Source organism: Salinicola sp. MIT1003 (assembly GCF_001858555.1).
GTDB classification, from domain to species: Bacteria; Pseudomonadota; Gammaproteobacteria; order Pseudomonadales; family Halomonadaceae; genus Salinicola; species Salinicola salarius.
Window position 1 is genome coordinate 1 of record NZ_MCAP01000033.1, and the last position, 26,162, is coordinate 26,162.

A 26,162-nucleotide genomic window follows, 5' to 3' on the forward strand; every position below is an offset into this window, starting at 1 on the left:
ATGAATTGCTGAAGAAGCTCTCTCGCTGCTAGCAGAGGATAACTTCTATAGGCGATCCGATCATCCGGGACCCTACAAGTAGCGGTAACTGCCGCATCCAAGGATAGCAGCATTGAAGCAATCTATTGGATAGATCAACTTTTACTTCCTTTCAAGGACGGCGGTAGAGGAACCCGTGAAGGAAAACGGAGCCAGGGAAGCGGTACAGGGCAGTCCGCGACTTTCAGCAAGTTAGGCGTGTGCTGATCGAAAGCCCGGCCGGTCAGCGATGATCGGTCGGGATTTCTCCTGTTCGGAAGGCGATGCCATCTCGGATGTCGTTGCCGGTGTGGAGAAGCTTGCAAGTCTAAGTGGTTGGATTTACTATCAAAAGCATTGCGGGTGTAGCTCAATGGTAGAGCAGAAGCTTCCCAAGCTTAAGACGAGGGTTCGATTCCCTTCACCCGCTCCATCCTTGTTTGTCCGCCAACTTCTTCTCGCTGCTTCTAACCGATTGTTCATCAAGGACAATTGCCGTCCATTGCCTGGCCTGGTTCAGCTTTGGCGCCGGATGAGTGATGAACCAACGCGAATCTGCAGTAGATCCGCTACGCTGATGAGGACAGCTCAGTAAAGGAGAAGTCCCATGGCAGAAGCCCTTACCCAATGCCCGAAATGTGGTAACAAGACGCTTGACGTTCCCGCTGGCGATGCACCGGATCAGGAGGTTCGTTGCACGTCCTGCGGTGCCGTCGTCGGCAAGAGATCGGACTTTACCAGTGACATGCAGAAGCGAGAGGAGACTTTCGTCAAGGAGGAGGTCGCCGATAAAGTCGATAGGTCGCTTCCGGGCAGCAATACGACGAAAAAGTGAATATCGACTCGCGAGCGATGATCAATAACGCCACCCGCCAGGAGTGGCGTTGCAGGTCACTTCCTGTCATTCCCGTCTGGGGCGGCCTTGTGGCCCTATCGGATTCTTGAGAGCCAGGCGAATGGCCTTGTCTCTATCGATGCCCTGATCGGTCAGTTTCTTTATCCGCGTCTTGAGTGTGCCTAGCGGCATCCCGTGTTGTTCGGCGAGCGCTGCCAGACTTTTCTTATCAGGTGTTATCCTTTTTTTTATGAGAGGCTCCACTCGATCCTTCGCCATCATCCTCATCACGACCTCATTGTCTGCCATTGCGATACGCAACATTTCCCATTACGCATTGATACATGAACGGCAGGAGGCCAGGAAAATTTAGGCTTTATATGTCTAGCAGACGAACTTATTCAATCTAATGTTAAAACAAGGCTTCTTGAGCCCCAATCACAAGCCCAGTCTTGTTGTCTGGAGTATTTGGAAGACTTTAACGTGGGTTACGATCCGAACCGGGTTTCGGGCCGTTTTTACGCTGTTGGTACTTGTCATAGGCCTGTTTGGCCGTGCGTTTGGCTTTTTCCCGGTTCTCCGGCTTTCTTAGCCAGTTGGCGATGGCCGCGCCGATCATCTTTTTCATGTCATCCTCCTGATTCGGAGTGGTCGAAACGCCGATGCGTTGTTGCAGGATCCCATCTGCGGGAGCCTGGCTCAATCGACGCTCCCGATGGGTGACGTGTCATTACCGTTGAGGCGTTCGGCCTCCATCTCGGCCTCTTCCGAAAACGCATGGCGGGAATGGATCCAGCGATGGTCGCCGCTTTCGTCATAGCGACTGTCGACGACCAGCCATTCAGGTGCTTGCTGCGTTTCGTTGATGTCGGAATGACGCACGACGAATGATTTCACGGAACCTCCCTCTCTTGACCGTGTGCTGTCTTGGCGATGATGCCAGTCTGGGCAGCTATTCCTGCTGATGCGACATCGTTGCATCGCGCTGTATCGAAAAGGGGCCGAAGCCCCTTCGACTGGTCTGGCAGGATCACTGGCTCTCGATGGCGTCACCGGCTGCGTCGCTTTGGCCTTCGGCGTTGATGTCGTCGAGCTGATCTGAATCAGGAACGTTGGTCGTTTCGTCCGTCTCCGACTCCATGGAGTTCAGAGACTCTTCCGTGGCCTCGCTGTGGCCCCCCGACGCCGTGTCCGACTGCTTGCCGCTGGATTCGGTGACACCGCTACCTTCGGTCAAGGGCTCTTCATTGGCCTCGTAGGCTTCTTCCATCGCCTCGCTCTGCGCGAGCGCGTGACCTGCTGCACCCATCAGTAGCATGGCCGTCAAGGAGGCAGTAATAAGGTTCTTTCTCATGACAAGGTCCTTTTGCTAGAGAACTACGTGGTAAGAGAACTACGTGATAAGAGAACTACCGTGACAAGAGCACGACAGTGTCGAAAATGACGATACCGAACACGTCAGAAGGTGAACACGGCAACCATCATCCACGGTGTCGCGCACCTTCACTATAGTTCATAAACCCGATCTGACGGGAGAATCCATTTCAGCTGGTGCTGTTGGCGCCGTTATCGCTATAGGATGTCGTTGACGGCTTGAAGTGGAGCGGGGTCGTCGCCATCTCTCGCCATCATGGGTTCACGCGTCGTGCGTGGATCCAACGTGGCGGCCAGGAGGATCTGACCATGAATGCTCGAGATTATCTTGCCAAGCAGGGAATCGCGCTCGACAAGGAAGAGGAAAAGCCGCAGTCGCTCGAGGAGAAAGCCTGGGCCCGCGCGCGGGAAGCCATGGAGCATGGCCCTCGCAGCGGCACCCCTCATGACTGGGAGGACTGGGAGCGGCATCACGAGGCGCTGGCTTCCGGTTCGCGATCGATCAGCGCCAAAATCAGCTCGCGTCGCTCGCCTCGCGAGACCCCGGAAGACGATCACGAGTGAGAGGAGCATCCAGGTCGGCAGCGTTGGAGGCGAAAGAACGCTATGCTGTGACCGGGTGAACCAAGATTTTTCAACGAGATGTCGTCATCTCGTCTACTTTGAAAATCCAAAGGTTTCGGTTTCTCGAAGCACTGGATTTATCGAAGTACTGGATTTATCGAAGTACTGCAACGGATTGTCGAGCACAAACGATGTCGTTTCGAGCAAAGGAGGCCATATGGACATCATTCGCATCATCTTCGCCATCATTCTGCCGCCGGTAGGGGTATTCCTGCAGGTGGGGCTGGGGCTGCAATTCTGGATCAACGTCGTGTTGACGTTGCTGGGGTACATACCGGGCATCATCCACGCAATCTGGATCATCGCGACGCGCTAAGGCAGCGCAGCGACGCGTTCATCGGCTTCCTTCGGGAAGCCGATGTCGTTTCAGCGGGTTCGATAGTGGTAGAGAATCCGTTCGTCCTTGCGTGGCCCGACGATGCGCCACGCGAGATCGATCCCGTCATCCATCAATGTCAGCCTGGCGCTATAGGCATCGGCGGCACATTGATGTACCTCCGCGCTGACCAGGGTGTCATCGTTTTCGACGATCAGGTCGAATAGCGAGACGGCAGCGTCAGCACCGCGGCGCTCATGCGAAAGCGCGATTCGATCCGGATGGATATCCCAGCGGTAGACGTTGCGCATGGGTGCGTTGCGGGTCTGGCCATCCAGCGTGAAGATGCCCGACTCGAAGAAGCGCACGCTGTGGTTCTCCCGAGTCACCTCGATCCTGCCTTCGCCACGACCATTCCAGCCTACCGCCGAGGCCTGACCCGACTGCGCGCTGAACGCGAAGCGCGAGAGGTTGGGCAACAGCGTCTCTAGCCGTATAATGGCTGTCAACTTTTCGATTTCATAAGGTTGACCATTCATGTCGTATCTCGTCGGTGTCACGGCGTTGTGGGCTTTTTCGTTCAGTCTGATCGGTGTCTATCTCTCCGGTCAGGTCGACAGCTACTTCGCCGTCATGGCGCGGATCCTGCTCGCGACCGCGATTTTCCTGCCGTTTCTGCGTCCCGCTGCACTGCGCTGGTCTTCCCGCCTCGGCTTGATGGCCATCGGCAGCCTCCAGCTTGGCGTGATGTATCTTTTCTTCTACCAGTCCTTCCTCTTGCTCACCGTGCCGGAAGTGCTGCTGTTCACCATTTTCACGCCGCTTTATATCACGCTTGTCGATGACCTGCTGGCGCGACGATTTTCGCCACGCTATCTGGTGGTAGCGGCGCTGGCCGTGGTGGGCGCGGCCGTGATCCGGTATGACGGCGTCACGAACGATTACTGGCTGGGATTCCTGGTCGTGCAGGGCGCCAACCTGAGCTTTGCGCTGGGACAGGTCGCGTATCGGCACCTGGCACGCAGCCTGCCCGATGGCGTGGCGCATCGCCACCTGTTCGGCTGGTTCTATCTGGGAGCGCTGTGCATCGCCATACCGGCTTTCTGGCTGCTGGGCGACTCGACGAAGTTGCCCACGACACCGCTGCAGTGGGGCGTTCTGGGGTGGCTGGGTCTCGTCGCCTCGGGGCTGGGTTATTTCCTCTGGAACAAGGGAGCCTGTCGCGTCGATGCCGGCACGCTGGCGATCATGAACAACGCTCTGATTCCCGCCGGGTTGATCGTCAACCTGGTGATCTGGAACCGGGACGCCGATCTGGCCCGCCTGGGTATCGGTGCCGTGATCCTGGCCGGTTCGCTGTGGCTCAATGCGCGCTGGGCGAAGCGCTCCGGGGTGGCAACGGCAACGCCAGCGGCCAGTCGTCCCTGACCACGAAGAGCCGGCATCGCCGATCATCCGGGAGGATCAGCAGCAGATGTGCAGGCCCGCCGGGAACGCTGAAAGAATGGGCCAGTTCACGGTCCAGCATCGCCAGCGGCATCGGTTCGGTCGCGGGCGGCGCGAGCCAGTGAGGCTTGGTCAGCCGATGGCCGCGAGCCCCTTCCGGCAGCGACCGGATCAATGAAGGCCAATCTTGCCAGTGACACCACAGGCCCTGTTCGGCCTTGGCATTGGCCAGTCTCGGCAGAGGCAGGCGCTGATCCCACGGATGATAAAGACATCCCGGCATGATGATGCGCTGCCGCAATGCTCCGGTGGCGCCTAGCCTCTGGCGCTGCCGTTCGGCGGCCGGAGATCGGCCTCTGGGTAGCTGATGAGACGCCAGGCGATGGCATTTGATGGCCAGGGAGTCGAAGCTGCCGATGCCGATCCAGCGCGCGGCGTTTCGGTCATCACCCGGCCCTTCGGGCAGGCCGAGGAAAAACTTGATCGCCAGCTCGGCATGGAAGGTCAGCAGATCGTGGCAACCTCGATTCGCTTCTGCCGGCGAGCTCTCGGTCCCCCTGGAAGCGTAGAGCAGGTCCAGCTCGCCAAGGGTCTGCCTGCTCTCGCGCAGCGCCACGTTATGGGCCAGAAGCCGGGTGCGCGGCGCATGATCCAGAATCCACTGCCACAGCGTTTCGTGATAGATGCCCAGACGCTGTGATCGGCGGATCAGGCGTCTTTGCTGGAAGCGCTCCCCTTGATCCTCTTGCTGGCGCAACCAGGTGCGCCTTCGTTGCGGTTCCTCCAGCCCGAGCTCTGCCAAGGTGGGCCGGCCGGCATAGTCGAGCGTCGCCATGTCCGGCGCATGCAGCAGCCAGGCGATATCGCGGACCCAAGGCTGACGAAGCGATGCCAGATCTTCCCGCAGCGCATCATCGAAAGGGGGGAAGGCATCGAGAGGGGCGAAGGCATCGAGCAAGAGGAAGACTCCGTGGGATCGTGCATTGGCCGGAATGACGCTATCTGCGTCGGTGGTGCGCGTTCTCTTCGCTGGCTGCGCGTCGTTATCCGGGCTCGCGATAGAAGTTGAATTCGTGCGTCCGCGCCGTCCGCACCAGGGTCGACATCCAGCCGGGCGAGATGCTGCGGTGATGGAAGAACAGCGCGCCGTGGGTGATGTCGGGAAGCGTGCCATTGAGCGCACGGCGCGCCACTTCTCTCGCCGCCGCGTATTGCTCGGGCTCGGTGGCTTCGTCGGGACGGCCATCGCACCACCACGAGAACTGACACTGCCCGGTCTCCGAGCCTTGCTGGACGATGTCGCACAGGCTCGATGGAAATTCCGGATTCCCCAGCCGGTTCATGATTACGTTGGCCACCGCCTGCATCTCGCGCTGATCGGTGCCCTTGGCTTCCCAGTAGATCGATCTCGCCAGGCAGGTAATGGCATCGTCCAGCGGTGCCAGGCCGCGGGGGTCGACTGCCTCCGTACCCTCTGGCGTCAGTCGTGCCGCGTCCGGGGCCGGTTCGATCTTGTCCGTCTCGGCGACGCGCTGTTCGAGCTGCTCGGCTTTCTGGCGGGCGATCTCGGCTTTTGTCAGTGGCGGTTCGGCCAGTGCCGACGCGCCTTGCAACAGAAGCCCCGTCAGCAAGAGTGCGCCCGCCAGGCGCCGATATCGATCAGCCGGCCTGATCATCGTTGCCGATCGTCTGGATGACCTCGAAGCCTTCGAACTTGGGCGGCCCGAGATAGAGGCCCTCGCGGCGGCTCTGGCCAGCGTTGGCGTGGGCGGCACGGAAGGCTTCCGAGTGCGTCCACGCCTCGAAATGCTGGCGGGTGCGCCAGAGAGTATGGGAGGCGTAGAGAACGTGATCTTCCTCTGCGGGACCGCGCAACATGTGGAATTCGACGAACCCGGGCAACCCCTGAAGGTGCGTTTCGCGCTCCAGCCACAACGTCTCGAATTCCTCGGTGCGCTCCGGATTGACGCGAAAGCGGTTCATGGCGATGAACATGAATCGACTCCTGACTGAGAAAATCGGCCCCGGGAGGGAGCCGTATGAACGAACCGAAGAACGATGTCGCCGCGCGTTTTCGGACATGACCGAGCAACATTGCCAGCATCCGGTGGCAAAAGTCGAGCCGGCAAATGGCGAGTCTGGCCGTTGACGTTCATGCGAGTTAGTGGACTAATCGAGGCAACGGTTCCGCTCCCGGTCATCATCCATGGATATTCCGCACCAGCGCCTGGTCTACTTTCGCGTCACGGTCGAATCCGGCTCGTTGCGCAAGGCGGCGGCAAGGCTCGATATCGCTCCCTCGGCAGTCAGCCGGCAGATCGCGCTGCTGGAATCGGCCTTCGGGGCGCCGCTGCTCGAACGCACGCCACGAGGGATCAGGCCCACGCCTGTCGGTGAAATGGCGCTGGATTACTGCCTCAGGCGAGGGGAGCTGGACGACGATTTCATCACCCGCCTGGAGGCCTATCAGCGACTGGAAACCGGCACGATCTCGCTGGTCGTGGGCGAGGGCTTCATCGACGACCTGATCGATGCGCCGCTGAGAGCCTTCGCCGAGCGCTACCGCGGGATACGTCTGGACATCGAGCAGGCCGGCACCGACGAGATCATCGAATCCGTAGTCGAGGATCGGGCGCATATCGGGCTGATGTTCCATGAGCGAGTGCATCCGCAGATCCGCTTCTGGGCCTCCAGCGGGCAGCCGCTGCTGGCGATCTGCCCCGTCGATCACACCCTGGCGCGGGAGGCGCATCCGATCTCGCTGCAACGGCTCGGCGAGACGTCCATGGCGCTATGGAACACCGGGCATGGCGTTCGTCGGCTGGTGGATCAGGCATTCGTGCAGGCAGGGCTGCGCCCGCAGGTCGCCATGGAGACCAACTCGATGGCGGTACTGCGCCGCGCCGTGGTGGCGGGAATGGGAATCACGCTGCTGCCGCGCTTTGCCGTCGCTCGTGAACTGGCCGAGGGGAGCGTCGTCGCCGTTCCCGTTGCCTCGATGCTTTTCCAGAACTCCCAGGCGCACATGATCACTCGGGTGGGTCGGCGTCAGCCTGAGGCCAGTCTCAAGCTGCTGCGTCATCTGAGCGCCTGGATGCAGGCGTTCCGCTCGCCCGATACTCCTTGAATGCCCGGTATCGGCGCTGTTCGAGTCGTGCTTAACGCTGCTCGAACCGGAGTAGCGTTCCCAGGACGCCGGACGCGATGTCGGCCTGGGTCTCGCTGTGACGGTGGTAGTCGATGCCCTGGCTGTCCCAGCAGGCGATCGCCGCATCCAGATCTCGGCAGGTAAGCGTAAGCGCCACGGCGCGCGGCGGTTCCGGTTCGATATCGCCGAGGGTCGGGAAGGTCGCTGACAGTGTCTGGCGATCGAGCAGGTGACAATCGCCCTTGTGGGTATGAATGGTCCAGGCGGTGTCACTGCCGCGAACCGAGCTGTCGCCGTGAATGTGCCGGAAGTGCTCGATGTCGTAAGCCGGGTCGTCGCTGACGTACCAGACATCGGCGATCGAGGTTGCGGTATTGGCATGAGCTTCCTGCGTCGGATCGACACGAAACAGCTCGGGGCGCAGTTGCTGGCAGAGGAACTGGGTCAGAAAGGGACGTTCCGGATCGTGCAGCATGTCCAGCGCCACGCTCACTTCCTCGTTGCGGCCGCCGGGCAGATGCGCCATGCGGCGGAAGATGATCGGGCACGCCTCGGAAAATCCCCGTGCCGCCACCAGAGCGTGATCGCGCTGGATGCTGTCGCTGTCGAGCGCCACCATGGCGATGCCGTCACCCACCGTGATCAGGCGCGCCTCGATCAGACGACCGAACTGGAAACCGTTGTCGTCCTGATAGTCCAAGCATTCCGGGCGACCGATGCCGATCAGCTCGATGAAGTTGTTGCTGAAGAACAGCAGATGGTTGTCCGTGCCCCAGGGGTGCCGGTGGCGCGAATTGACGTTGAAGCCGAGATCTCTCGCCGCCTGGGCGGCGTGATCGAGATGATTGACCGCCAGTAAGGGGTGATCGATGCCGAAGCTCATGAGCCTTCATCCGTGGTGTGGTTGTCTGCAGTATTGCCCAATATCGGGATTCCTGAAGGCAGGGTACGGAATAAGTCTCCGGTTTTCTCACCTCAGCGCCGCCATGGCGCGGTCGATGTCGTCCTTCGTGTTGTGCCAATGCGGCGAGATCCGCACCAGGGCGCCTGTCGTCGGCAACCTGACGTTCAAGGGCTCCGCGGCGGTATCACACACCTTGGCAACGATGCCGGCCGCATCGAGCTTCTGGTGAATCTGTAACGGTGCGGCGTCCGGCAGATGAATCGTGGCGATGCCGCTTTCCGGCTGTTGCAGCAGCGGCCGAAACCCTCGTTCGCGGGCCAGTTCGTAGATCCGTTCGGTCAGCGTCGTCAGGTGTTCGCGCAACGCCTCCAGCGTGATCTGCTGCAGTTCGTTGATCGCCGTTGTCAGCGTGACCTGATTCATGATCGAGACGTCCGAGGCATCGAAGCGCCGCGCCTGGGGGAGGTCGAGAAAACGCTGGGTCTCCCGGTCCAGGCGCAATCCCGCCAGTTCCGGCGCCGGATTGGGATGCATCATGGCCACTGCCGGCTGGCTGACGTAGAGCAGCGCCATGCCGCGGGGGCCACGGAGCCACTTGCGAGTGGTGGCGACCAGCACGTCGCAGCCGAGCCGGCGCACATCGACTTCGGTCTGACCCAAGCCCTGGGCAGCGTCCACGATCAGCGGGCAGTGGGATGGTCGGGGCAGATTTCCCAGCGCTTCGACATCGTAGCGACGGCCCTCGATACTGGTCACCAGCGGCGTCAGGATTGCCGCGACATCCTCGCCGATCTGATTCGCGATCGCGGCCATGTCGAACCGGCCATCGGCATCGGTCGCCAGCAGTTCGATATGGCGCGGCGGCTCTCCGCCCAGGCGCCTCAGCATGACGATGTTCGAGGCCCACTCGCCCGGCGCCACCAGCAGCCGCCGACCGGCGAGATCGAGGCTTCCCACCACCTGCCCCATGAGCTGCGAGGTGCTCGCCCCGAATGCGACCTGCGGCTCTGGCGCCCCGATCCAGCCGGCCAGCCGGGTTCGTGTCGCCTGCAGATCCCAGATGGCGCTTTCGAGGCGCTGGCGCGGATAGACCGCCATCTCCGCCTCCAGCCAGTCCCGCAGGCGTGCCGATACCGTCGGGCTTTGCAGGCCGACGGACGCATTGTTGAGGTAGCACAGATCGGATGGCTGCACGGGAGTTCCTGCCTTGAGGTCGGGTTCTCCCTGTATGCTGCCGGGGAATCGCTACCCGCGCCACCTCAATGGATGCGAATCGAGCAGGATGCCTGCCTCGTTCCAATCGCTCCAGCCCGTAAAAGGAATAGGCATTTCCTCAAAAAGCCCTGTCAGACGATCCTTCCAGCGCTGCTTTTCTTCCTCGAGCCTCTTTCTGAATGCATCCGCTGCCTGATATTGCAGCCCACCACCCTGCACGCCATAGATGGGATGAGGAGGCAAGACATCAAAACCGACGTAATAAAGTGAACAATGCAGCGGCCATATCAACTTGGCTATATCGCCACTTCGCCCTAGCGGAGAAAACGTCTCTGCTGGCCACCGGTCGTGAACGAGTAGAGGGCACGTTTACCCTGTAACATGCCCCGATCGAAACGGCATTCTCCATTATAGATACCACCGTAGACAAAGACCCGATCGAACCACCCCTTGAGCATGGCGGGCATGCCATGCCACCAAAGCGGGAACTGGAAGATCACTAGATCGGCAGCCTTGAGCTTGTCGACTTCCCGGCGTACGTCGGGCGCCAATTGTTCCGACTCGAAGGCATAACGCTGTTCTGTCAGTGGCTGGAATACCGCCGAATTGGTGGGCGTCTCATAGTGACGAGAATGCTCGATGGGGTCGAATCCTTGAGCATAGAGATCAGAGAGCGCTACGACGTGGCCGGTCGAAGCGAGACATTCCCGCGTGATCCGTGTCATCGCTCCGTTGAATGATGACGGATCAGGATGACAATGAACAATCAGTACTTGCATGTTGTAAATGCCTGAAAGGAGTGGCATTACACATTATTTATTGCGATAACGCACTGCAATAAGGTGTTTCGGAATTTGTTTTTGCAATTGTGCAAGGAGGTGGTATGTCGGGATCGTGGCGCTGGGATGATTTGAAAATCGTGCTGGCAATCGCCGAGGAACGGACGCTAGCGGGCGCTGCGCGTCGGTTGGCAGTCAATCACGCAACTGCGTTTCGACGGCTAAAGGCGGTAGAGTCGAGCTTCGGCACACGTCTCTTCGAGCGCCAATCCGGGACTTATACGGCCACCGCCATGGGGGAACTTATGGTCGACTCTGCCAGGCGCGTAGCGGCGGAAGCCAGCAACATCGAACGCAAATTGGCCGGTCGGGATCAGCAACTCGAGGGCACGCTGCGGATTACTACGACAGATACGTTACTTACAGGAGTATTGACCAATTCACTGGCCGACTTTCGCCGGTTGCATCCGGCGATTTCTCTTGAAGTCGTGGTATCCAATCGCACGCTAAATATCACTCGACGGGATGCGGATATCGCTATTCGTCCAACCAATCGGCCGCCCGATACATTGGTCGGTCATCGTCTCGGCTGGATCGACATGGCGGTATATGGAGATATCGAAGGAATGGCCGCCGACAGCTCAAACTGGGTGGGGGTAGATGCCAGAATGGGATACCCGGCGTTGGATGCTTGGTTGAGCAGTCAGGCGGGCGTTATCGGTTATCGCGCCGACAGTATGTTGGCCATGCTGACAGCCGTCCGAAGCGGTATCGGGAAGGGCGTTCTCCCTTGCTATCTGGCAGAGAACGATGTCGGATTGGTCAGGAAAGGGAAACCGATTCCGACGTTGCGGACCGAATTATGGATGCTGACGCATCCTGATCTCCGACGAAATGCCCGGGTCATGGCACTGTTTGATTTCCTGCGTAAGAGGATGCAAAAACGAGGCGACTTTGCGCGCTTGCCAGCCCAATAAGTGTGAGGCAGGGCGGGCTGGTGGGTTCATCCACCGAGTATCCAGAGAGAGCGCGATCGAATGAAAGGCGCGAGGTGTTCTGTTTTTTGGATGACTGAAACGGGATCAGCCATTCGCAACGAAAAACGGGGTGGGCCAAGGCCCACCCCGTCAATGCGATCATGATCGCAACTGCCCGTCGATTATCGGGCTGGGCGATCACTCTTCCGGCAGGGCGTACACCACCACCTGATCGCCTACCTGATCCTTGAGGATCGTGTTGCCGCCGGCCACGAAAGCGACGTACTGGCGGCCCTTGTACTCGTAGACCGAGGGGTTGGCGACGGCAGGCGCCTGGGCCTGGTCTTCCCACAGCTCTTCACCGGTCTCGAGCGAGTAGGCACGCACCTTGGCATCCATCGATGCGCCGATGAACACGACGCCACCTGCGGTCACGGCCGGGCCACCGATAGTCGGCGAGCCCCAGCGTTCGGGCATGAAGAAGCCGTACTGCTGAGAGGCGCCGACCGGCTTACGCCACTTCACGTCACCGGTATGCATGTCGATCGCCACCAGCTCACCGAAAGGCGGTTCCCAGCACGGCATGCCGAGCCAGTTCATCGCCACCTTCAGGCGCATGCCGTACGGTGCGCCTTTCTGCGGGGCGAAGCCGCTTTCGTTGCCGGAGCCGCTATCGGCCTCTTCGTAGTCTTCACGGTTGTACAGCTTGACGTACTGCACGATATGGGAGGTATTGACGATGGCGGTCTGGCTTTCGGGATCGAACGCCACGCCACCCCACTGCACGCCACCCGCGCTATCCGGATAGGTCAAGGTGCCTTCGCCCTTGGTAGTCGGCGGGGTGTACATGCCTTCGTACCAGAGATCGTCCCACAGGCGCGAGCACTGGCCGGCACCCACGGCGTCGGCGAGACCCCAGATCTTGGGCTTCTCGGACTGATCCAGCAGCGGTGCCGGCTTGGTCGGGAACGGCTGCGTCGGCGCATAGACTTCGCCCTCGACGGTGCCATCGCCCTGCGGGACCGGGCGCTCCTCGATCGGCCAGACGTCCTCGCCGGTCAGGCGGTTGACCACGAACAAAAAGCCCTGCTTGGTCGCCTGGACCAGCGCCGGGATCTGTTCGCCGTCGACGGTGATGTCCATCAGCGTCGGCGCGGAGTTGATGTCATAGTCCCAGATATCATGGTGAACCCACTGGCGGGACCACACCACTTCACCGGTCTCGATGTCGAGCGCGGTGGTCGAGGTTCCCAAAGGAGCCTCTTCGGTGCGATTGCCGCCCCAGTAGTTCGGTGACGGCGAAGAGACCGGCAGGTAGAGCAGGCCGTTCTCGCGGTCGGCGGACATGTGCGTCCAGACGTTGGCGGTACCGCTCTTCTCGCGCATCTCGTCGGAAAGCGCCTGGAACGTCCATTCGAGCTCGCCGGTCTGGGCGTCGAGCGAGAAGATCGTTCCCGGCGGCGCCTGTTCGTAGGCCCAGTCCATGCCGGCCCAGCCGAGCATCAGATGGTCGCCGACCACGGTCGGAGGCTGAAGGACGGAAAGCGGCCACTCGGCGTGGGTGTCGTTCCACTGGTTGACGTTGAGCACGCCGTTGTCGGCGAAGCCCTTGCAGAGTTCGCCGGTATCGGCATCCAGCGCGAACAGCTGAGCGTCCATGGTGCCCATGTAGACGATCTTCTGGCACGGTTCGCCGGCGACCGGGTTTTCGGCTTCCCAGTAGGAAACGCCGCGGTTCTTCAGCACCGGCTGGGTCAACGCCTCGCGCGAGGATTTCGTGTCGAAGCTCCACTTCTCTTCACCGGTGCCCGGATCCAGCGCAATCAGGCGATAGAAGGGCGTGCCGATGTAGATGGTGTCGTTGGCGAAGACCGGGGTCGCCGACCATACCGTCGCCGGGATGTCGCCGGAACCGTCGGAGATATCGCCAGTGTGGTACTCCCAGACCTTTTCCAGTTCGCCGACGTTATCCGCCGTGATCTGATCGAGCGGGCTGTACTTCTGGGCGTTGAGCTGACCGTGGAAGCTGTCCCAGGTCGGCTTCTCCGGCACCAGCGGAATCGGCGGCCGGTTGGCATTTTCCTGATCGTTCGAGTCCGCAGCGCTGACGTCCTTTGGCTCGGGGCTTTGTGAGTCAGGGCTTTGTGAATCAGGGCTCTGGGAGTCAGAGCTTTGTGAGTCGGACGACGACTGGGCGTCGCTCTGGGCCGATGTCTGGCCGGCATCGGCTGGCTGGTCCTGGGCGAACAGCGGGACCGGGGCGAGCAGTAGCGCCAGTGCCGTGGCCGTACCCAACCGCTGCGCGGTGAGCTTCAGTGCAGGCAAGGGCATTTGGGGCAAGGAAGTTGGCATGAATCGGCTCCTCATGAATGGGCTGGTGACTTGGAAGCAGCCGGACTGGCCATGTCCAGCAGCAGGCCGATAAGGCCAACCACCATGGCGGCCGTCAGCCACCACTGATGCAGCAATAGCCCGGCGAAACCGGTGCCGACGAGATCCAGCAGGATCAACACTCGCAGCGCCACGCGTCCGCTGCGGCAGGAAAGCGGAGCCAACACCAGCGTCATGACGACCAGCGCGATCGACGTGAGGATGACGACGAGGGCGCCAAGCGTACCGTCGACACCGGTCAGCGGAGTGAAATAGGCATAAAGCGATACGGCGAGCCCGGCAAGCGAGGCCACCAGCAGCACTATGATGCCCGCCCTGAATGATCGAGATTGGGACATGAGGTCGTTGTCTCCTGATGAGATCGATTGGTGCACCTGGCGGCTGTTTCTGCATCGTTCTGATGTTGCATCAGGTCAATTGATAGCCTCGAAACAGTCGGGAGTGTGGTTACGTGTGCGCGGAATCCACACGCCAGGCAGACTAAAGTGTAGGATACTTTTAGATGTTAGCATGGAAACGATTGATTTTTTGGGAGGAAGTTTTAACCGATGTGGCGGGTCGTTTGCGGCAAAGCGAGCGCAGCCAGCATAATGGCCGGCCGTCACCCCGCGAGAGACACGTTGTATGGAATCGTTCAACACCATCGGTCTGATTGGCCGTCTGGGTAGCGACAAGGTGGTCGAGACGCTCAAGCGCCTGGTGATCTTTCTCGAGCGTCATGGTCTCGAGATCGTGATCGAGGATCGTACCGCTGCGCTGCTTTCCGGCCATGGCCACAGGGAAGCCAGGCGCCGGGAGCTGGGCACGTTGTGCGATCTGGTAATCGTGGTTGGCGGCGACGGCAGCCTGCTGGGGGCGGCGCGGGCCCTGTGTCATAGCGCGACGCCGGTACTCGGCATCAACCGTGGGCGGCTGGGCTTTTTGACCGATATCTCTCCCGACGAGGTCGAACAGAAGGTGGCCGAGGTACTGGAAGGGCAGTACGACACCGAAAGGCGATTTTTGCTCGAGGCGGAGCTCTATCGTGGCGAGCGTCTGATCGGTTCCGGCACCAGTCTCAACGATGTGGTCGTGCATCCCGGCAAGGCTGCGCGGATGATCGAATTCGAGCTTTTCGTCGACGATCGCTTCGTCTATTCCCAGCGCTCCGATGGCCTGATCATGGCCACACCCACCGGCTCCACGGCCTATGCGCTCTCCGGTGGCGGGCCGATCGTGCATCCGGGGCTGGAGGCGATCACGCTGGTGCCCATGTTCCCGCACACGCTCTCCAGCCGGCCGATCGTGATCGATGCCGCCAGCGAGATTCGCGTGCATATCGGCGATATCAACCAGGCCTATCCCCATGTCAGCTGCGACGGCCAGACCCGCGTCGTCTGCAAGCCTGACGACATTCTCTACGTCCGTCGCCACGCCGAGCGCCTGACGCTGATTCATCCACGCGGGCACAGTTTCTTCGAAGCCTGCCGCTCCAAGCTGGGTTGGAGCAGCAGGCTGGGAGACTGACATGGCGCAGGACAGCGATGTCGACGGCTACGATCTGATCGGGGATGTCCATGGCTGCGGCCGGAGCCTGATCCGGCTGCTGGAGAAGCTCGGATACCGGGCGGAAGATGGGGTGTTTCGCCATCCGCGCCGCCGGGTCATCTTTCTGGGCGACCTGATCGATCGCGGCCCCACCATCCGGCTGGCGGTTGCCGTTGCCAAGCGCATGGTCGACGCCGGCGAGGCGCATATCGTGATGGGCAACCATGAAGCCAACGCGCTGGCCTACTGTCACGAGGCGCCAAGCGACAGCGAGCGAGAATGGCTTCGCGATCATACCCCGCGCAACAATCGCATCATCGGTCGTACGCTGGAGCAGTTTCACGATTTTCCGCTGGAGTGGGAAACCTGCCTTTCCTGGTTCATGACGCTACCGCTGTGCCTCGATCTGGATGGCCTGCGGGTGGTACATGCCTGCTGGGACGAGCCATTGATCGCCGCCTTTCTTGCGCGGCGCCCCGATGCCCGAATCGACCGCGACTTTCTGGTCGAATCGACACGGCATGGCAGCCTGGCGCACCGCGTGCTGGATCGCCTGACCCGGGGCACCCAGATGCCGCTGCCGCCTGGCGTCGAGATTCGTTCGGGGGACGGATTCACGCGGCGCTCGTTCCGTACCCATTTCTGGTGCCGAAACCCGCGCACTTACGGGGATGTGGTCTTCCAGCCCGACAATCTGCCGTTGGGACTCGAGGATCGTCCGCTGGACGACAGCGAACGGGAACGGCTGACCTACTATCCGGAATCGGCGCCGCCTCTGTTCGTGGGGCATTACTGGTGCAAGGGCGTACCGGCGTTGCCGCGAGCGAACATCGCTTGCCTCGATTACAGCGCGGTGAAGTACGGCCGGCTGGTGGCTTATCGCTGGGACGGGGAGTCGCGGCTCGATGCCAATCGCTTCGTCTGGGTCGACGTGTCTCAGGAAGGGATTCGTGACTGATGCCGTTGCGGAATATCAGGGAAATTGCATTATTTTACATTAGCCGCAGCTAACTGATTTGGCGGATTTTTTACCGTTGCATGAAGCGGATCAGGGAAAAAATGGGAAATTTTTCGCCGCGTGCGGGAACTCCTGCCACCGACGACCCTCAAAGTCAGTGTTCCCTTGAATGATCCCTTGCTCTTATCCGGCGGCCCTCCCGCCGGATTTTTCTTTGTTGGGTCTGTAAAATTTCGCGGTGCCTGTAGAATGGCAACTTCGAACCCGTCACGGGTTCGCGCTCCATGATGACATTTCCATGCTGGGCTTCAGTGCCCTGTCCATGCTGGGCTCGGCGCCTGAGTCTCAGCATCGGGCTTCTCGATATTCTCTCGGTAAGCGGGTCGGACATCTTCCATGTATAAACTCCTCGAACTGCCTGGCGATCTGGATACGCGGCCTCTGCGGCAGGCGCTCTGGGCGCATCACATCGGTCATCGCTTCACGCATCAGGAGAATCGGCAGGTACTGTGGCTTGTCGATCCCGAGCAGCGAGATGCGGCTGCGCGACTGATCGAGCTCTGGCACCGGGGGGAACTGGATACTGCTTCGGCGGCCGAGGCGCCACGGCGTCGACCCGGTATCGCCAGCCAGGCGTTCGGGCAGGCACCATTCTCGGCCGGGCTGATTGCCGTCTGCGTGCTGATCTTCCTGGCCATGATTTTCGCGGGCGATGCCATCGTCCGCGCTTTCACCATCGTGCCGCTCGACATCGTCGGTCAGCGGCTGGTGCCGGGGGATCTCGTCTCCGACACCCTGGCCGGCGGCCAGCTCTGGCGCCTGTTCACGCCGGCGCTTTTGCACTTCGGCTGGATGCACCTGATCTTCAACATGCTGTGGGTGTGGTATTTCGGCCGTCAGGTCGAAGCGATCCAGGGATGGCGCCGGCTCGGCCTCATCGTGCTGATCGCGACGCTGGTTTCCAATCTGGCACAGTACGTCACCGGCATCGTGCTGTTCGGGGGCATGTCGGGGGTGGATTACGCGCTGCTGGGCTACGTGTGGTTGATGTCTCGCCGCCGGCCGGAAAGCGGCTTCTTCGTGCCCCAGATGCTGATGGTCTTCATGCTGGTCTGGATGGTCTTTACCATGACCGATCTTGCCGGGGCCTTCGGCTTCGGTAACGTCGCCAACGAGGCGCATCTGGGCGGATTGCTGATTGGGCTGTTCATGGGCTGGTTCGCCAGCCGTAATGCATCGGGAGGCGCCGGACACGACGCTTCAGGAGAAAGCTCTTCAGGAGAAAATAAGTGAGCGAGATGAATTTCGACCGCATGGTCGCGCAGATGACCCGAGAGATGTACGAGAACTTCAAGCAGGCCATTCAACTGCGCAAATGGCCCGACGGCCGCCGCTTGACCCCCGAGCAGACCGAGCTGTGTCTGGAGGCGGTCATCAAGTACGAAATGATCCATGAGGTGCCGGCGGAACAGCGTGTCGGCTATCTCGAGCGCAACGAATGTGCCTCCGGCAATCATGCCTCCGCCGAGGAAGCCGCGGTCAAATGGATCAACTGATCCCGGCTGCGCAGGTCGCGAGCGAGTCTGGCCGCTTTGCCAGCGGCCAGCTCCGCAAGCTCGACATTCGGTTGCCGGTGGAGAACGGCCCGGCGGACTATACCCTGCGGGCCGGCGAGCAGCGTGTGCGGCTCAATGCGTGGCTGGGGCAGCGCATCCGGTTACACCATACCGGCGAGATTTACTGCGTCGAGTGCGGGCGCGCCACGCGCAAGAGTTTCGGTCAAGGGCATTGCTACCCTTGCTTTTCCTCGCTGGCGCATTGCGATCTCTGCATGATGCGCCCGGAGACCTGTCACTACTTTCAGGGCACCTGCCGCGATCCGGCCTGGGGCGAACGCCACTGCTTCCGCCCGCATACCGTTTACCTGGCCAACGCCTCCGGCCTCAAGGTCGGCATCACGCGAGGCACCAATACGCCGACCCGCTGGCTCGATCAGGGGGCGATCCAGGCGCTGCCGATTCTCGATGTCGATACGCGGCAGCAGTCCGGGCTGGTGGAAACGCTGTTCAAGTCGCACGTCTCCGATCGCACCAACTGGCGGGCGATGCTCAAGGGCGAGGTCGAGCCGCTCGATCTGACCGCCGAGCGTGACCGCCTGCTGGCCCGGCTCGCACCGGGGCTGGCAGCGCTGCGCCAGCGTGTCGGTGAGGATGCCATTCAAACGGTCGACGATGCGCTGCCACTGACGATCGACTATCCCGTGCTCGAATGGCCGCGCAAGATCGTCTCGTTCAATCTCGACAAGTCGCCGATGGTCGAAGGCACCCTGATGGGGCTCAAGGGGCAGTACATGATCCTCGATACCGGCGTCATCAACCTGCGTAAGTTCGCCGGTTATCAGGTCTCGGTGACGGCCGAGTCCGCGTGATGACGCCAGGCCGGGCGGATCAGCGCGGCTTGTGCTCGAGCTGGCGCTCCATGCGCTTCAGAAATACCGACATGACCTGCTCGTAGAGCGCATCCTTCAGCACCACGTCTTCCACGCCGGCATCCAGGTTGGGGTTGTCGTTGACCTCGATGACTACCACGCGATCGCCGATCTGCTTGAGATCGACCCCGTAGAGGCCGTTGCCGATCAGCTTGGTCGCCCGCAGCGCTGCCTTGACCACCTGCGGTGGCACCTCCGACGGATCGTGGGTGGTGAAACCGCCGCTGCGGGTCTTGCCGCTGGAGTGGTCGTAGATCTGCCAATGGCCGCGAGCCATGTAGTAGCGGCTGGCGAAGAGGACCTGGCCGTCGAGCACGCCGATGCGCCAGTCGAAGTCGGTCGGCAGCCACTCCTGCAGCAGCAGCAGCGCCGAAGCCTCGAACAGCTTGGGCGCCTCCGCCTCCAGCTCCTCACGTGAGCGAATCTTGACCACCCCCTTGGAAAAGGCGCCGTCCGGCACCTTCAGGACCAGTGGATAGTCCAGATGGGCGAGCTTCTCGTCGAGCCGGCTCATGTCGCCGCGATGAAGCAGCTGACCGCGAGGCGCCGGAACCTTGTGGGTGCCCAGCAGTTCGTGGAGAAAAATCTTGTTGGTACAGCGCAGGATCGACTGGGGATCGTCGATCACCACCAGCCCCTCGTGCTCGGCCTTCTTGGCCATGCGATAGGTGTGATGATCCAGCCGGGTCGTCTCGCGGATGAACAGAGCGTCGAACTCGGCCAGCCGGCCGGCGTCCCGATGGGTGATCAGGCTGACGTCGATGCCCAGGCGCCGGCCGGCGCGTATGAAGCGCTTGAGCGCCCCCTTGTTGCTGGGCGGCAACTTCTCTTCCGGATCGATCAGGATCGCCAGATCGAAGCGGTAGCGACGGCGTGCGCGTGGCGTGCGCCAGACCCGGGTCGAATGGCGGTTCAGCGCCGTCGCGAACAGGTCTTCCTCGCCGGATTGCAGCGCCGTCAGCGCGATGGGCTTGAGCCGTGCCAGGCGCCAGACGTTCTGGCGTTTCTCGAAGCGGGCTTCCAGCAGCGGATGAGGCAGACGCTCGAACAGGCGACGAGCCAGGCGCTGCAGCTCCGGTTCCCGGCACTCGCCGAAGAAGACGCGCAGCGTGAAGGATTCGCCCTCGAGAACGCCGCGCTTGTTCAGTTCCATCAACAGCGGATCGATGGCGGCCAGCTGCATGTCGATCAGTGCCTTGCGCGAGAGCTGGTTGAGCGTTTCCACGCTGGGCAGCACGCGCTGGTTGCGCGCCTGGGCCAGCAGAGAAACGTAATAGCCGGTTTCCAGATAGTCGAGATTGGCGCACAGGTTGATGACGTGCGTGGCGTCATCTGCCGTCGCCGCGCCGTTCAGCGCGAGGAACTCGTCGGCGCTAATCAGATCCTCGGAAGGGTAGTAAGGTTGCCAGTCGGCAAGGCGATCGACGACGATACGCAGGCGTGACATGAATCGGTGGCTCCTTTTCCGACATCTTCCCGTTGGGTTGGTCGGCGATCGATGCGGCAAGCTGCCGGGGCTGCAAAAAGGAAATAGCATGCGATGATGTGAAGGCGGCGACAAGTCGTTGCCGGCGTGAAATAATTTCAGCATCGTCGGCGTCATCGCCTCGGCGACTGCCCGCCTGACGGGCCACCGGCGCGGTCCCGGTCGAACGAAGGCCGTGGCTGCACCCAGATCCCAGATGAATCAGATGAGAGCGCACGCATGCTCCGCACCATTCGCTACGGCCTGCCTGCCGATTGCGACGCCTTGTATGAATTGGAAGAGCGCTGCTTTGACAGTGATCGCTTCAGCCGCCGCCAACTTGCACACCTGCTGACCCGGGCCAACGCCGCCAATCTGCTGGCGATCGCCGAAGACCAGCGAGTCATCGGTTACGGCACGCTACTGTTCCGGCGCAACAGCACCACGGCCAGACTCTACTCGTTCTGTGTCGATCCGGCCGCTCGCGGTATCGGCCTGGGCCGGGAACTGCTCCAGGCGCTGGAGAATGCGGCGCGAGAGCGGGGCAGCCAGCGCATGCTGCTGGAAGTGCGTGCCGACAATCGCGTGGCGATGGGGCTTTACCGCCGGATGGGGTTCATCGCTCATCGCTGGCTGGACGACTATTATGCCGATGGCTGTGCCGCCTGGCAGATGGATAAGCGGCTCGAGCCGCCCGAGCCGCCCGAGCCGCCCGACATGTCGGCTGCCGACTGATACCGGCCGCGGACCGATTCTGGTCGCACCGCGGCTCCACTTTTGATTGAGGACCGAGGCTCATGCCATCTTTCGACATCGTTTCCGAATTCGATCGCCACGAAGCGACCAATGCCGTCGACCAGGCGAATCGTGAAATCCAGAACCGCTTCGATTTTCGCGGCGTCGATGCCAGCTTCACGCTGGAAGGCGAGACCGTCTCGATCGAGGCGGATGCCGAATTCCAGCTCCAGCAGATGATCGACGTGCTGCGCAACAAGCTGATCGCCCGCGGCATCGACCCGCGCTGCATGGATATCCAGGACGCCCAGACGTCCGGGGTCAAGGCGCGCCAGCAGATCAAGCTCAAGCAGGGCCTCGAACAGCCCGACGCCAAGGCGATCGTCAAGCTGATCAAGGATTCCAAGCTCAAGGTCCAGGCCGCGATCCAAGGCGACAAGGTTCGCGTCAGCGGCAAGAAGCGCGACGACCTTCAACAGGCGATCGCGCTGCTCAAGGGCGAGGATGGCCCGGACCTGCCGCTGCAGTACGACAACTTCCGGGACTGACGTCCCGATCCGACGCCGGGTGTGGCCGAGATACCCGGCAACGCCCGTCAACCCTTCGATGTCCCGGCCAGTCCCTCGTGGAGCCCCTTACCCTTACGCGGCGGCGCTATCGAGCCGTTGCGTCAAATCCTCGCTCCCCAGCGCCAGCATGCTCAAGTTGCCGTACATGAAACTCTCGTGAAGCGCATGCAGTGGCTGGCCTTCCATCGCGCCGAGGCACATCAGCAGCGGCAGAAAATGTTCCGGCGTCGGGTGGGCGTAACGTGCGTAGGGGGCCGCGGCCTGCCAGTCCTGCATCGCTTTCAGATCGCCGCGTGCGGCGATATCGATGACCCAGTCGTGGAATCGCCTGGCCCACGTGTCGGGCGCGTCGTGAACGAAGTGCCTGTCACCGAGATTGTGAGTGGCGGCACCGGAGCCGATCAGCATGAAGTCGTTCTGCTGCGCCCAGCGTCCCAGGGTTACGCCGATCTCGAGCTGGGCGGGTGTGCTCATCCGTGTCGGCACGCTGATCGGAATTAATGGAACATCCGCCTGCGGCCAGAACAGCGAGAGCGGCGACCAGATGCCGTGATCCAGCGCCCGCTCGGGGTCCAGTTGCGCCTCGATACCCGAGGCGGCGAGTGCTGCCACCAACCGCTCGGCGGTCTCCGGCATGCCGGGGGCCGGGTAACGCATGCGATAAAGCGCGTCAGGGAAGCCGTGGAAGTCGTGCCAGGTTTCGGGCTGCCTGGCGCCGCCGACGACCAGCCCGGGTGTCTCGAAGTGTGCCGAGCTCACCAGCGCGCCGGAGGGTTTGGGCAAACGCCCGCCCAGTTCCTTCAGGAAGGTGCGTGCCGGATGATCGGTCAGGCTGAGGTCGGGGGAGCCGTGGGAGAGGTAAAGTACCTGTCTCGTGGTCATGATATCCGTTCCGGGGATAGAGGGGCGTTACGCCGAAGCCTACGCCGATGGCGCGGCGGCACTAGCCGTTTCCTGGCGAATGAACGGTTTCCCTATCGTCAATATTGGGCTTTTCCACCGCCGCACGTTGGAGAGGACGGTAAAGGCTGGTTTACACTATTGATCCAAGCGTCCTCTTCGGGGGGCGCCTCGACCAATCGCAGTGGGGATGTTCGGCATGCGTAATGCCATCTATGTCACCTTGGCCGCCATCAGTTTCGCGCTGGGCGTGATCGGTCTTTTCCTGCCGGTGATGCCGACCACGTGTTTCATGCTGGCGGCGGTCTGGCTCGCCTCGCGAGGGTCCCCCCGATTCGCCGGCTGGATTCGCAATCACCCGCGCTTCGGCCCGCCGATCCAATCCTGGGAGCGCGAGCGCGCCATCCCCAAGCACGCCAAGATCATGGCCGTGATCATGCTCGGCGTGTCGTGCCTGATCATCGCTTTTACCGTCTCCCACTGGCTGCTCAAGATCGGCCTGATCGTCGGCCTGGCGGGGCTGGCGATCTGGATCGTGACCCGCCCGCTGCCGAGCCTCCAGTGCCCGGTACGTGGCGTGTGGTCGGAAGAGGCCCCCGAGCGGCGTTGATTCGGCGGCAAGCCTTCTCGTTTCTCTCACCTTGCACTGCCCACGTTCCTGCGTCGCGACATCGATTCGATCTCGTTCCGGTGACGTGGGTAGAATGGTTGCCGATCGTCGGTCGGCAGGCTTTGTTGGCCCACTCGGGTTACTGGCTGTTGTCACGGGTTCGAGCTGCCGATTCGACCTACCCATTTCTACAAGGAGCGTTGCCATGTCTGAGATGCAAGCGACCTATCTCAAGGATTATCTGCCGCCGGCGTACCGCGTCACGCACACCGAGCTCACCTTCGATCTCGAGCCGTCCGCAACCCGGGTCAAGGCGCGCTTGCACGTGGAACGCCACCCCGACCGCAAGCCCGATGACAAAGAGTCCGGCCTGCCGCTGGAACTGGCCGGCGAGCAGCTCAAGCTGATCAGTATCGCCATCGATGGCCAGACGCTGGAGGCCGGGGAGTTCGAGGTCGGCGAAGACAAGCTGACCGTGGCCTCGGTGCCGGCGCGTTTCCGGCTCGATACCGAAGTCGAGATCGATCCCGATGCCAATACGGCGCTGGAAGGGCTCTACCGTTCCAACGGCATGTTCTGCACCCAGTGCGAGCCGGAAGGCTTTCGCCGGATCACCTTCTACCCCGATCGCCCGGACGTAATGGCGACCTTTTCCACGACCGTGATCGGCGATCGCGAGTCGCTGCCGGTACTGCTCTCCAACGGCAACCCGGTGGAGAAGGGCGAGTTGCCCAATGGTCGCCACTTCGTCACCTGGGAAGATCCGCATCCCAAACCCAGCTATCTGTTCGCGCTGGTCGCCGGCAGCCTGGAGAAGGTGGAGGATCACTACACCACCATGAGCGGTCGCGAGGTGCTGCTGCAGATCTGGGTCGAGCCGGAAAATCTCGACAAGACCGAGCATGCGATGGCCTCGCTCAAGCGTTCCATGCAGTGGGACGAGGAGACCTATGGCCGCGAGTACGACCTCGACCGCTTCATGATCGTCGCCGTCAACGACTTCAACATGGGCGCGATGGAGAACAAGGGGCTCAACATCTTCAACTCGGCGGCGGTGCTCACGCATCCGCAGACCGCGACCGATGCAGCCTTCCAGCGCGTCGAGGGCATCGTCGCCCACGAGTACTTCCACAACTGGTCCGGCAATCGCGTCACCTGCCGCGACTGGTTCCAGCTCTCGCTGAAAGAGGGCTTTACCGTCTTCCGCGACCAGACCTTTTCCGCCGACGTCAACTCGGCACCGGTCAAGCGGATCGAGGACGTCTCGTTCTTCCGCACCGCACAGTTCGCCGAGGACGCCGGTCCCACTGCGCATCCGATTCGCCCCGATCACTACATCGAGATTTCCAACTTCTACACCCTGACCATCTACGAGAAGGGGGCGGAAGTGGTGCGCATGCTGCGCCACTTGCTGGGTTGGGAAGACTTCCGCCGCGGCAGTGATCTTTATTTCGAACGCTTCGATGGCCAGGCGGTGACGATCGAGGATTTCGTCGCCTGCATGGCGGAAGTCTCCGGGCTGGATCTCGATCAGTTCCTGCGCTGGTACTCCCAGGCGGGGACGCCGGAGATCGATGCCCACGGCGAGTATGACTACGCCAAGTGCGAATACCATCTGCGTCTCTCCCAGCGGACGCCGGCAACACCGGGCCAGACCGAGAAGCTGCCGCTGCACATTCCGGTGCGCATGGGGCTGGTCGGCACCAAGTCCGGCCACGACCTGACTCTGAAGCTGGATAACGGTGGCGAGAGCCCGGACGACCTGGGCAAGGACGGCGTGCTGCATCTGCGCGAAGCGGAGCAGACCTTCGTGTTCACCAATGTCGAAGAGGCGCCGGTGCCGTCGTTGCTGCGCGGATTCTCCGCGCCGGTGAAGCTGCGCTACCCCTATTCGCGGGAAGAGCTGGCGTTTTTGCTGACGCATGATTCCGACGGCTTCAACCGCTGGGATGCCGGCCAGCGGCTGACCATGCTGGCGCTGGATGATCTGATCGCGGCGCACCGAAACGGCGTCGAGAAGGTCATGGACGTGCGCCTGATCGAGGCGTATCGCAGCTTGCTCAACGAGCCGGGCGACGACAAGGCGGTACTGGCGGAGATGCTGACGCTGCCCTCCGAAGCCTATGTCGCCGAACAGCAGCCGATGGTCGATGTCGATGCGATCCACGCCGCGCGGGAATTCGTGCGCCAGTCGCTGGCCTGGCAGCTGCGCGACGAATTCCTCGCCGTCTATCGCGACAACCTGAGCGACGAGCCCTACGCGCCGACGCCAGCGCAGATCGCCCAGCGTCGTCTCAAGAACGTGGCGCTTGCCTACCTGATGAGTATCGAGGACGACGAGGCCGTCAGCCTGACGCAGCGACAGCTGGAACAGGGCGCCAACATGACCGACGTGCGCGCCGCGCTGACGTTGCTGGCTCACAGCGATCGGACCGATCTGGCCGAACCGGCGCTGAAGGCCTTCGGCGAGAAGTGGGCCCACGATCCGCTGGTCATGGATCAGTGGTTCACCATTCAGGTCACGCGGCCGCAGGCCGACGTGCTGGAGCGCGTGCGCTTCTTGATGGGGCATCCGCTGTTCTCGATGAAGAACCCCAACAAGGTGCGCGCCCTGATCGGGGCCTTTGCCCAGAATCGGGTCAACTTCCATCGGCTCGACGGGGAAGGATACAAGCTGCTGGCCGATGTGGTGATCGAGCTCAACCGCCTCAACCCGGAAATCGCCGCGCGCATCATCACGCCGCTGACGCGCTGGCAGCGTTTCGACGAGACGCGTCAGGCCCTGATGAAGGCCGAGCTCGAGCGCATTCGCGCCGAGAAGCTCTCGCCCAACGTGTTTGAGATGGTCGAGCGGGCGCTGGCGGATGCCTGACGGCGGCCGAG

The 26,162-nt window shown here is 61.7% G+C and carries 31 protein-coding genes and 1 tRNA gene; 16 read left to right on the forward strand and 16 right to left on the reverse strand.

Annotated features, from left to right (window positions below; translation table 11 throughout):
- The first annotated feature begins 377 nt into the window (after positions 1 to 377).
- Both BC443_RS11955 and BC443_RS11960 read left to right on the forward strand, forming a co-directional pair.
- A tRNA-Gly gene (locus BC443_RS11955) sits at positions 378 to 451 on the forward strand.
- Between the two features lie 174 nt (positions 452 to 625).
- Complete coding sequence (locus BC443_RS11960; RefSeq protein WP_071232071.1) at positions 626 to 853, forward strand: hypothetical protein; 228 nt, start codon at positions 626 to 628, stop codon at positions 851 to 853.
- A 66-nt stretch (positions 854 to 919) separates the two neighbouring features.
- On the opposite strand, the gene BC443_RS11965 is transcribed toward BC443_RS11960, so the two are convergent.
- The 4 genes from BC443_RS11965 to BC443_RS11980 form a co-directional block, all read right to left on the reverse strand.
- Positions 920 to 1,177: a hypothetical protein gene (locus BC443_RS11965; protein WP_170835880.1), complete on the reverse strand. Its 258-nt coding sequence runs from the start codon at positions 1,175 to 1,177 to the stop codon at positions 920 to 922.
- Between the two features lie 154 nt (positions 1,178 to 1,331).
- Positions 1,332 to 1,556: a hypothetical protein gene (locus BC443_RS11970; protein ID WP_071232073.1), complete on the reverse strand. Its 225-nt coding sequence runs from the start codon at positions 1,554 to 1,556 to the stop codon at positions 1,332 to 1,334.
- Positions 1,553 to 1,750 carry a hypothetical protein gene (locus BC443_RS11975; protein ID WP_071232074.1) on the reverse strand — a complete coding sequence of 66 codons (198 nt, stop codon included), beginning with the start codon at positions 1,748 to 1,750 and terminating at the stop codon, positions 1,553 to 1,555. The genes BC443_RS11970 and BC443_RS11975 overlap by 4 nt, the downstream gene beginning before the upstream one ends.
- Before the next feature lie 133 nt (positions 1,751 to 1,883).
- Positions 1,884 to 2,207, reverse strand: a complete 324-nt coding sequence (locus BC443_RS11980) for a hypothetical protein (RefSeq protein WP_139284309.1) — start codon at positions 2,205 to 2,207, stop codon at positions 1,884 to 1,886.
- Between the two features lie 329 nt (positions 2,208 to 2,536).
- On the opposite strand from BC443_RS11980, the gene BC443_RS11985 reads away from it, so the two are divergent.
- Positions 2,537 to 2,791 (forward strand): hypothetical protein, encoded by a 255-nt coding sequence (locus tag BC443_RS11985; RefSeq protein ID WP_071232273.1) that lies wholly within the window; start codon positions 2,537 to 2,539, stop codon positions 2,789 to 2,791.
- Positions 2,792 to 3,008: 217 nt separating this feature from the next.
- Positions 3,009 to 3,167, forward strand: coding sequence for a YqaE/Pmp3 family membrane protein (locus BC443_RS11990; RefSeq protein WP_071232076.1), 159 nt, complete (start codon positions 3,009 to 3,011; stop codon positions 3,165 to 3,167).
- A gap of 50 nt (positions 3,168 to 3,217) precedes the next feature.
- Here BC443_RS11990 and BC443_RS11995 read toward each other — a convergent pair whose 3' ends face one another.
- Positions 3,218 to 3,676 carry a DUF6314 family protein gene (locus tag BC443_RS11995; protein WP_139284310.1) on the reverse strand — a complete coding sequence of 153 codons (459 nt, stop codon included), beginning with the start codon at positions 3,674 to 3,676 and terminating at the stop codon, positions 3,218 to 3,220.
- A gap of 28 nt (positions 3,677 to 3,704) precedes the next feature.
- On the opposite strand from BC443_RS11995, the gene BC443_RS12000 reads away from it, so the two are divergent.
- Positions 3,705 to 4,595 (forward strand): EamA family transporter, encoded by an 891-nt coding sequence (locus tag BC443_RS12000; protein WP_071232078.1) that lies wholly within the window; start codon positions 3,705 to 3,707, stop codon positions 4,593 to 4,595.
- Here BC443_RS12000 and BC443_RS12005 read toward each other — a convergent pair.
- From BC443_RS12005 to BC443_RS12015, 3 genes are all read right to left on the reverse strand, one after another.
- Positions 4,531 to 5,571 (reverse strand): DUF1853 family protein, encoded by a 1,041-nt coding sequence (locus BC443_RS12005; RefSeq protein ID WP_083387372.1) that lies wholly within the window; start codon positions 5,569 to 5,571, stop codon positions 4,531 to 4,533. The genes BC443_RS12000 and BC443_RS12005 overlap by 65 nt on opposite strands.
- Before the next feature lie 85 nt (positions 5,572 to 5,656).
- Positions 5,657 to 6,289, reverse strand: a complete 633-nt coding sequence (locus tag BC443_RS12010) for a cell wall hydrolase (protein WP_071232079.1) — start codon at positions 6,287 to 6,289, stop codon at positions 5,657 to 5,659.
- Complete coding sequence (locus BC443_RS12015) at positions 6,273 to 6,608, reverse strand: antibiotic biosynthesis monooxygenase (RefSeq protein ID WP_071232080.1); 336 nt, start codon at positions 6,606 to 6,608, stop codon at positions 6,273 to 6,275. The genes BC443_RS12010 and BC443_RS12015 overlap by 17 nt, the downstream gene beginning before the upstream one ends.
- A 211-nt stretch (positions 6,609 to 6,819) precedes the next feature.
- Here BC443_RS12015 and BC443_RS12020 point away from each other — a divergent pair, with 211 nt between their 5' ends.
- The gene (locus BC443_RS12020; RefSeq protein WP_071232081.1) at positions 6,820 to 7,740 is read left to right on the forward strand and encodes a LysR family transcriptional regulator; all 921 of its coding nucleotides are present in this window, start codon (positions 6,820 to 6,822) and stop codon (positions 7,738 to 7,740) included.
- A 31-nt stretch (positions 7,741 to 7,771) separates the two neighbouring features.
- On the opposite strand, the gene BC443_RS12025 is transcribed toward BC443_RS12020, so the two are convergent.
- The 4 genes from BC443_RS12025 to BC443_RS19270 form a co-directional block, all read right to left on the reverse strand.
- Positions 7,772 to 8,644: a VOC family protein gene (locus BC443_RS12025; RefSeq protein WP_071232082.1), complete on the reverse strand. Its 873-nt coding sequence runs from the start codon at positions 8,642 to 8,644 to the stop codon at positions 7,772 to 7,774.
- Between the two features lie 87 nt (positions 8,645 to 8,731).
- Positions 8,732 to 9,859: an aminotransferase class V-fold PLP-dependent enzyme gene (locus BC443_RS12030; RefSeq protein ID WP_071232083.1), complete on the reverse strand. Its 1,128-nt coding sequence runs from the start codon at positions 9,857 to 9,859 to the stop codon at positions 8,732 to 8,734.
- A gap of 51 nt (positions 9,860 to 9,910) precedes the next feature.
- Positions 9,911 to 10,171, reverse strand: coding sequence for a hypothetical protein (locus BC443_RS19265; RefSeq protein WP_348769674.1), 261 nt, complete (start codon positions 10,169 to 10,171; stop codon positions 9,911 to 9,913).
- A gap of 23 nt (positions 10,172 to 10,194) precedes the next feature.
- Positions 10,195 to 10,659, reverse strand: a complete 465-nt coding sequence (locus BC443_RS19270) for an NAD(P)H-dependent oxidoreductase (protein ID WP_348769675.1) — start codon at positions 10,657 to 10,659, stop codon at positions 10,195 to 10,197.
- Positions 10,660 to 10,763: 104 nt separating this feature from the next.
- Here BC443_RS19270 and BC443_RS12040 point away from each other — a divergent pair, with 104 nt between their 5' ends.
- Complete coding sequence (locus BC443_RS12040) at positions 10,764 to 11,636, forward strand: LysR family transcriptional regulator (protein ID WP_071232084.1); 873 nt, start codon at positions 10,764 to 10,766, stop codon at positions 11,634 to 11,636.
- Positions 11,637 to 11,834: 198 nt separating this feature from the next.
- Here the strand turns inward: BC443_RS12040 and BC443_RS12045 are convergent, their stop codons facing one another.
- Together BC443_RS12045 and BC443_RS12050 are read right to left on the reverse strand one after the other, a co-directional pair.
- Entirely contained in the window at positions 11,835 to 13,988 is a 2,154-nt protein-coding gene (locus BC443_RS12045) for a pyrroloquinoline quinone-dependent dehydrogenase (RefSeq protein ID WP_247643279.1), read from the reverse strand.
- 11 nt (positions 13,989 to 13,999) lie between these two features.
- Positions 14,000 to 14,365, reverse strand: a complete 366-nt coding sequence (locus BC443_RS12050) for a hypothetical protein (protein ID WP_071232086.1) — start codon at positions 14,363 to 14,365, stop codon at positions 14,000 to 14,002.
- Positions 14,366 to 14,651: 286 nt separating this feature from the next.
- Here BC443_RS12050 and BC443_RS12055 point away from each other — a divergent pair, with 286 nt between their 5' ends.
- The 5 genes from BC443_RS12055 (at position 14,652) to BC443_RS12075 (ending at position 18,940) form a co-directional block, all read left to right on the forward strand.
- Entirely contained in the window at positions 14,652 to 15,533 is an 882-nt protein-coding gene (locus tag BC443_RS12055; RefSeq protein ID WP_071232087.1) for an NAD(+) kinase, read from the forward strand.
- A gap of 1 nt (position 15,534) precedes the next feature.
- On the forward strand, positions 15,535 to 16,512 hold the full coding sequence (locus BC443_RS12060; RefSeq protein WP_071232088.1) for a metallophosphoesterase: 978 nt from the start codon (positions 15,535 to 15,537) through the stop codon (positions 16,510 to 16,512).
- Positions 16,513 to 16,908: 396 nt separating this feature from the next.
- A complete protein-coding gene (locus BC443_RS12065) occupies positions 16,909 to 17,805 on the forward strand; it encodes a rhomboid family intramembrane serine protease (RefSeq protein ID WP_071232089.1) in 897 nt (298 codons plus the stop codon).
- Complete coding sequence (locus tag BC443_RS12070; RefSeq protein WP_071232090.1) at positions 17,802 to 18,068, forward strand: DUF1315 family protein; 267 nt, start codon at positions 17,802 to 17,804, stop codon at positions 18,066 to 18,068. The genes BC443_RS12065 and BC443_RS12070 overlap by 4 nt, the downstream gene beginning before the upstream one ends.
- Positions 18,056 to 18,940, forward strand: a complete 885-nt coding sequence (locus tag BC443_RS12075) for a DUF2797 domain-containing protein (protein ID WP_083387373.1) — start codon at positions 18,056 to 18,058, stop codon at positions 18,938 to 18,940. Before BC443_RS12070 ends, BC443_RS12075 begins: the two co-directional genes overlap by 13 nt.
- A 19-nt stretch (positions 18,941 to 18,959) precedes the next feature.
- On the opposite strand, the gene BC443_RS12080 is transcribed toward BC443_RS12075, so the two are convergent.
- A complete protein-coding gene (locus BC443_RS12080) occupies positions 18,960 to 20,447 on the reverse strand; it encodes a RimK family protein (RefSeq protein ID WP_071232091.1) in 1,488 nt (495 codons plus the stop codon).
- A gap of 258 nt (positions 20,448 to 20,705) precedes the next feature.
- On the opposite strand from BC443_RS12080, the gene rimI reads away from it, so the two are divergent.
- Complete coding sequence (gene rimI, locus BC443_RS12085) at positions 20,706 to 21,200, forward strand: ribosomal protein S18-alanine N-acetyltransferase (protein ID WP_071232092.1); 495 nt, start codon at positions 20,706 to 20,708, stop codon at positions 21,198 to 21,200.
- Positions 21,201 to 21,262: 62 nt separating this feature from the next.
- A complete protein-coding gene (locus BC443_RS12090) occupies positions 21,263 to 21,748 on the forward strand; it encodes a YajQ family cyclic di-GMP-binding protein (RefSeq protein WP_071232093.1) in 486 nt (161 codons plus the stop codon).
- Positions 21,749 to 21,841: 93 nt separating this feature from the next.
- On the opposite strand, the gene BC443_RS12095 is transcribed toward BC443_RS12090, so the two are convergent.
- Entirely contained in the window at positions 21,842 to 22,651 is an 810-nt protein-coding gene (locus tag BC443_RS12095) for a class III extradiol ring-cleavage dioxygenase (RefSeq protein ID WP_071232094.1), read from the reverse strand.
- Between the two features lie 217 nt (positions 22,652 to 22,868).
- On the opposite strand from BC443_RS12095, the gene BC443_RS12100 reads away from it, so the two are divergent.
- Together BC443_RS12100 and pepN are read left to right on the forward strand one after the other, a co-directional pair.
- Positions 22,869 to 23,279, forward strand: coding sequence for a YbaN family protein (locus tag BC443_RS12100; protein ID WP_348769676.1), 411 nt, complete (start codon positions 22,869 to 22,871; stop codon positions 23,277 to 23,279).
- Positions 23,280 to 23,484: 205 nt separating this feature from the next.
- On the forward strand, positions 23,485 to 26,151 hold the full coding sequence (gene pepN / locus BC443_RS12105; protein ID WP_071232096.1) for an aminopeptidase N: 2,667 nt from the start codon (positions 23,485 to 23,487) through the stop codon (positions 26,149 to 26,151).
- Positions 26,152 to 26,162: the final 11 nt, after the last annotated feature.

Excerpts from the sequence above, each read along its gene's own strand:
- pepN (WP_071232096.1), top strand. The coding sequence starts at position 23,485 with ATGTCTGAGATGCAAGCGACCTATCTCAAGGATTATCTGCCGCCGGCG.
- BC443_RS12000 (WP_071232078.1), top strand. The coding sequence starts at position 3,705 with ATGTCGTATCTCGTCGGTGTCACGGCGTTGTGGGCTTTTTCGTTCAGT.
- BC443_RS11980 (WP_139284309.1), bottom strand. The coding sequence starts at position 2,207 with ATGAGAAAGAACCTTATTACTGCCTCCTTGACGGCCATGCTACTGATG.
- BC443_RS12095 (WP_071232094.1), bottom strand. The coding sequence starts at position 22,651 with ATGACCACGAGACAGGTACTTTACCTCTCCCACGGCTCCCCCGACCTC.
- BC443_RS12050 (WP_071232086.1), bottom strand. The coding sequence starts at position 14,365 with ATGTCCCAATCTCGATCATTCAGGGCGGGCATCATAGTGCTGCTGGTG.
- BC443_RS12090 (WP_071232093.1), top strand. The coding sequence starts at position 21,263 with ATGCCATCTTTCGACATCGTTTCCGAATTCGATCGCCACGAAGCGACC.
- BC443_RS12065 (WP_071232089.1), top strand. The coding sequence starts at position 16,909 with ATGTATAAACTCCTCGAACTGCCTGGCGATCTGGATACGCGGCCTCTG.
- rimI (WP_071232092.1), top strand. The coding sequence starts at position 20,706 with ATGCTCCGCACCATTCGCTACGGCCTGCCTGCCGATTGCGACGCCTTG.
- BC443_RS11990 (WP_071232076.1), top strand. The coding sequence starts at position 3,009 with ATGGACATCATTCGCATCATCTTCGCCATCATTCTGCCGCCGGTAGGG.
- BC443_RS12020 (WP_071232081.1), top strand. The coding sequence starts at position 6,820 with ATGGATATTCCGCACCAGCGCCTGGTCTACTTTCGCGTCACGGTCGAA.
- BC443_RS12045 (WP_247643279.1), bottom strand. The coding sequence starts at position 13,988 with ATGCCAACTTCCTTGCCCCAAATGCCCTTGCCTGCACTGAAGCTCACC.
- BC443_RS12080 (WP_071232091.1), bottom strand. The coding sequence starts at position 20,447 with ATGTCACGCCTGCGTATCGTCGTCGATCGCCTTGCCGACTGGCAACCT.
- BC443_RS12075 (WP_083387373.1), top strand. The coding sequence starts at position 18,056 with ATGGATCAACTGATCCCGGCTGCGCAGGTCGCGAGCGAGTCTGGCCGC.
- BC443_RS12015 (WP_071232080.1), bottom strand. The coding sequence starts at position 6,608 with ATGTTCATCGCCATGAACCGCTTTCGCGTCAATCCGGAGCGCACCGAG.
- BC443_RS12055 (WP_071232087.1), top strand. The coding sequence starts at position 14,652 with ATGGAATCGTTCAACACCATCGGTCTGATTGGCCGTCTGGGTAGCGAC.
- BC443_RS12010 (WP_071232079.1), bottom strand. The coding sequence starts at position 6,289 with ATGATCAGGCCGGCTGATCGATATCGGCGCCTGGCGGGCGCACTCTTG.
- BC443_RS11985 (WP_071232273.1), top strand. The coding sequence starts at position 2,537 with ATGAATGCTCGAGATTATCTTGCCAAGCAGGGAATCGCGCTCGACAAG.
- BC443_RS11965 (WP_170835880.1), bottom strand. The coding sequence starts at position 1,177 with ATGTTGCGTATCGCAATGGCAGACAATGAGGTCGTGATGAGGATGATG.
- BC443_RS12100 (WP_348769676.1), top strand. The coding sequence starts at position 22,869 with ATGCGTAATGCCATCTATGTCACCTTGGCCGCCATCAGTTTCGCGCTG.
- BC443_RS11960 (WP_071232071.1), top strand. The coding sequence starts at position 626 with ATGGCAGAAGCCCTTACCCAATGCCCGAAATGTGGTAACAAGACGCTT.
- BC443_RS12060 (WP_071232088.1), top strand. The coding sequence starts at position 15,535 with ATGGCGCAGGACAGCGATGTCGACGGCTACGATCTGATCGGGGATGTC.
- BC443_RS12025 (WP_071232082.1), bottom strand. The coding sequence starts at position 8,644 with ATGAGCTTCGGCATCGATCACCCCTTACTGGCGGTCAATCATCTCGAT.
- BC443_RS12040 (WP_071232084.1), top strand. The coding sequence starts at position 10,764 with ATGTCGGGATCGTGGCGCTGGGATGATTTGAAAATCGTGCTGGCAATC.
- BC443_RS19270 (WP_348769675.1), bottom strand. The coding sequence starts at position 10,659 with ATGCAAGTACTGATTGTTCATTGTCATCCTGATCCGTCATCATTCAAC.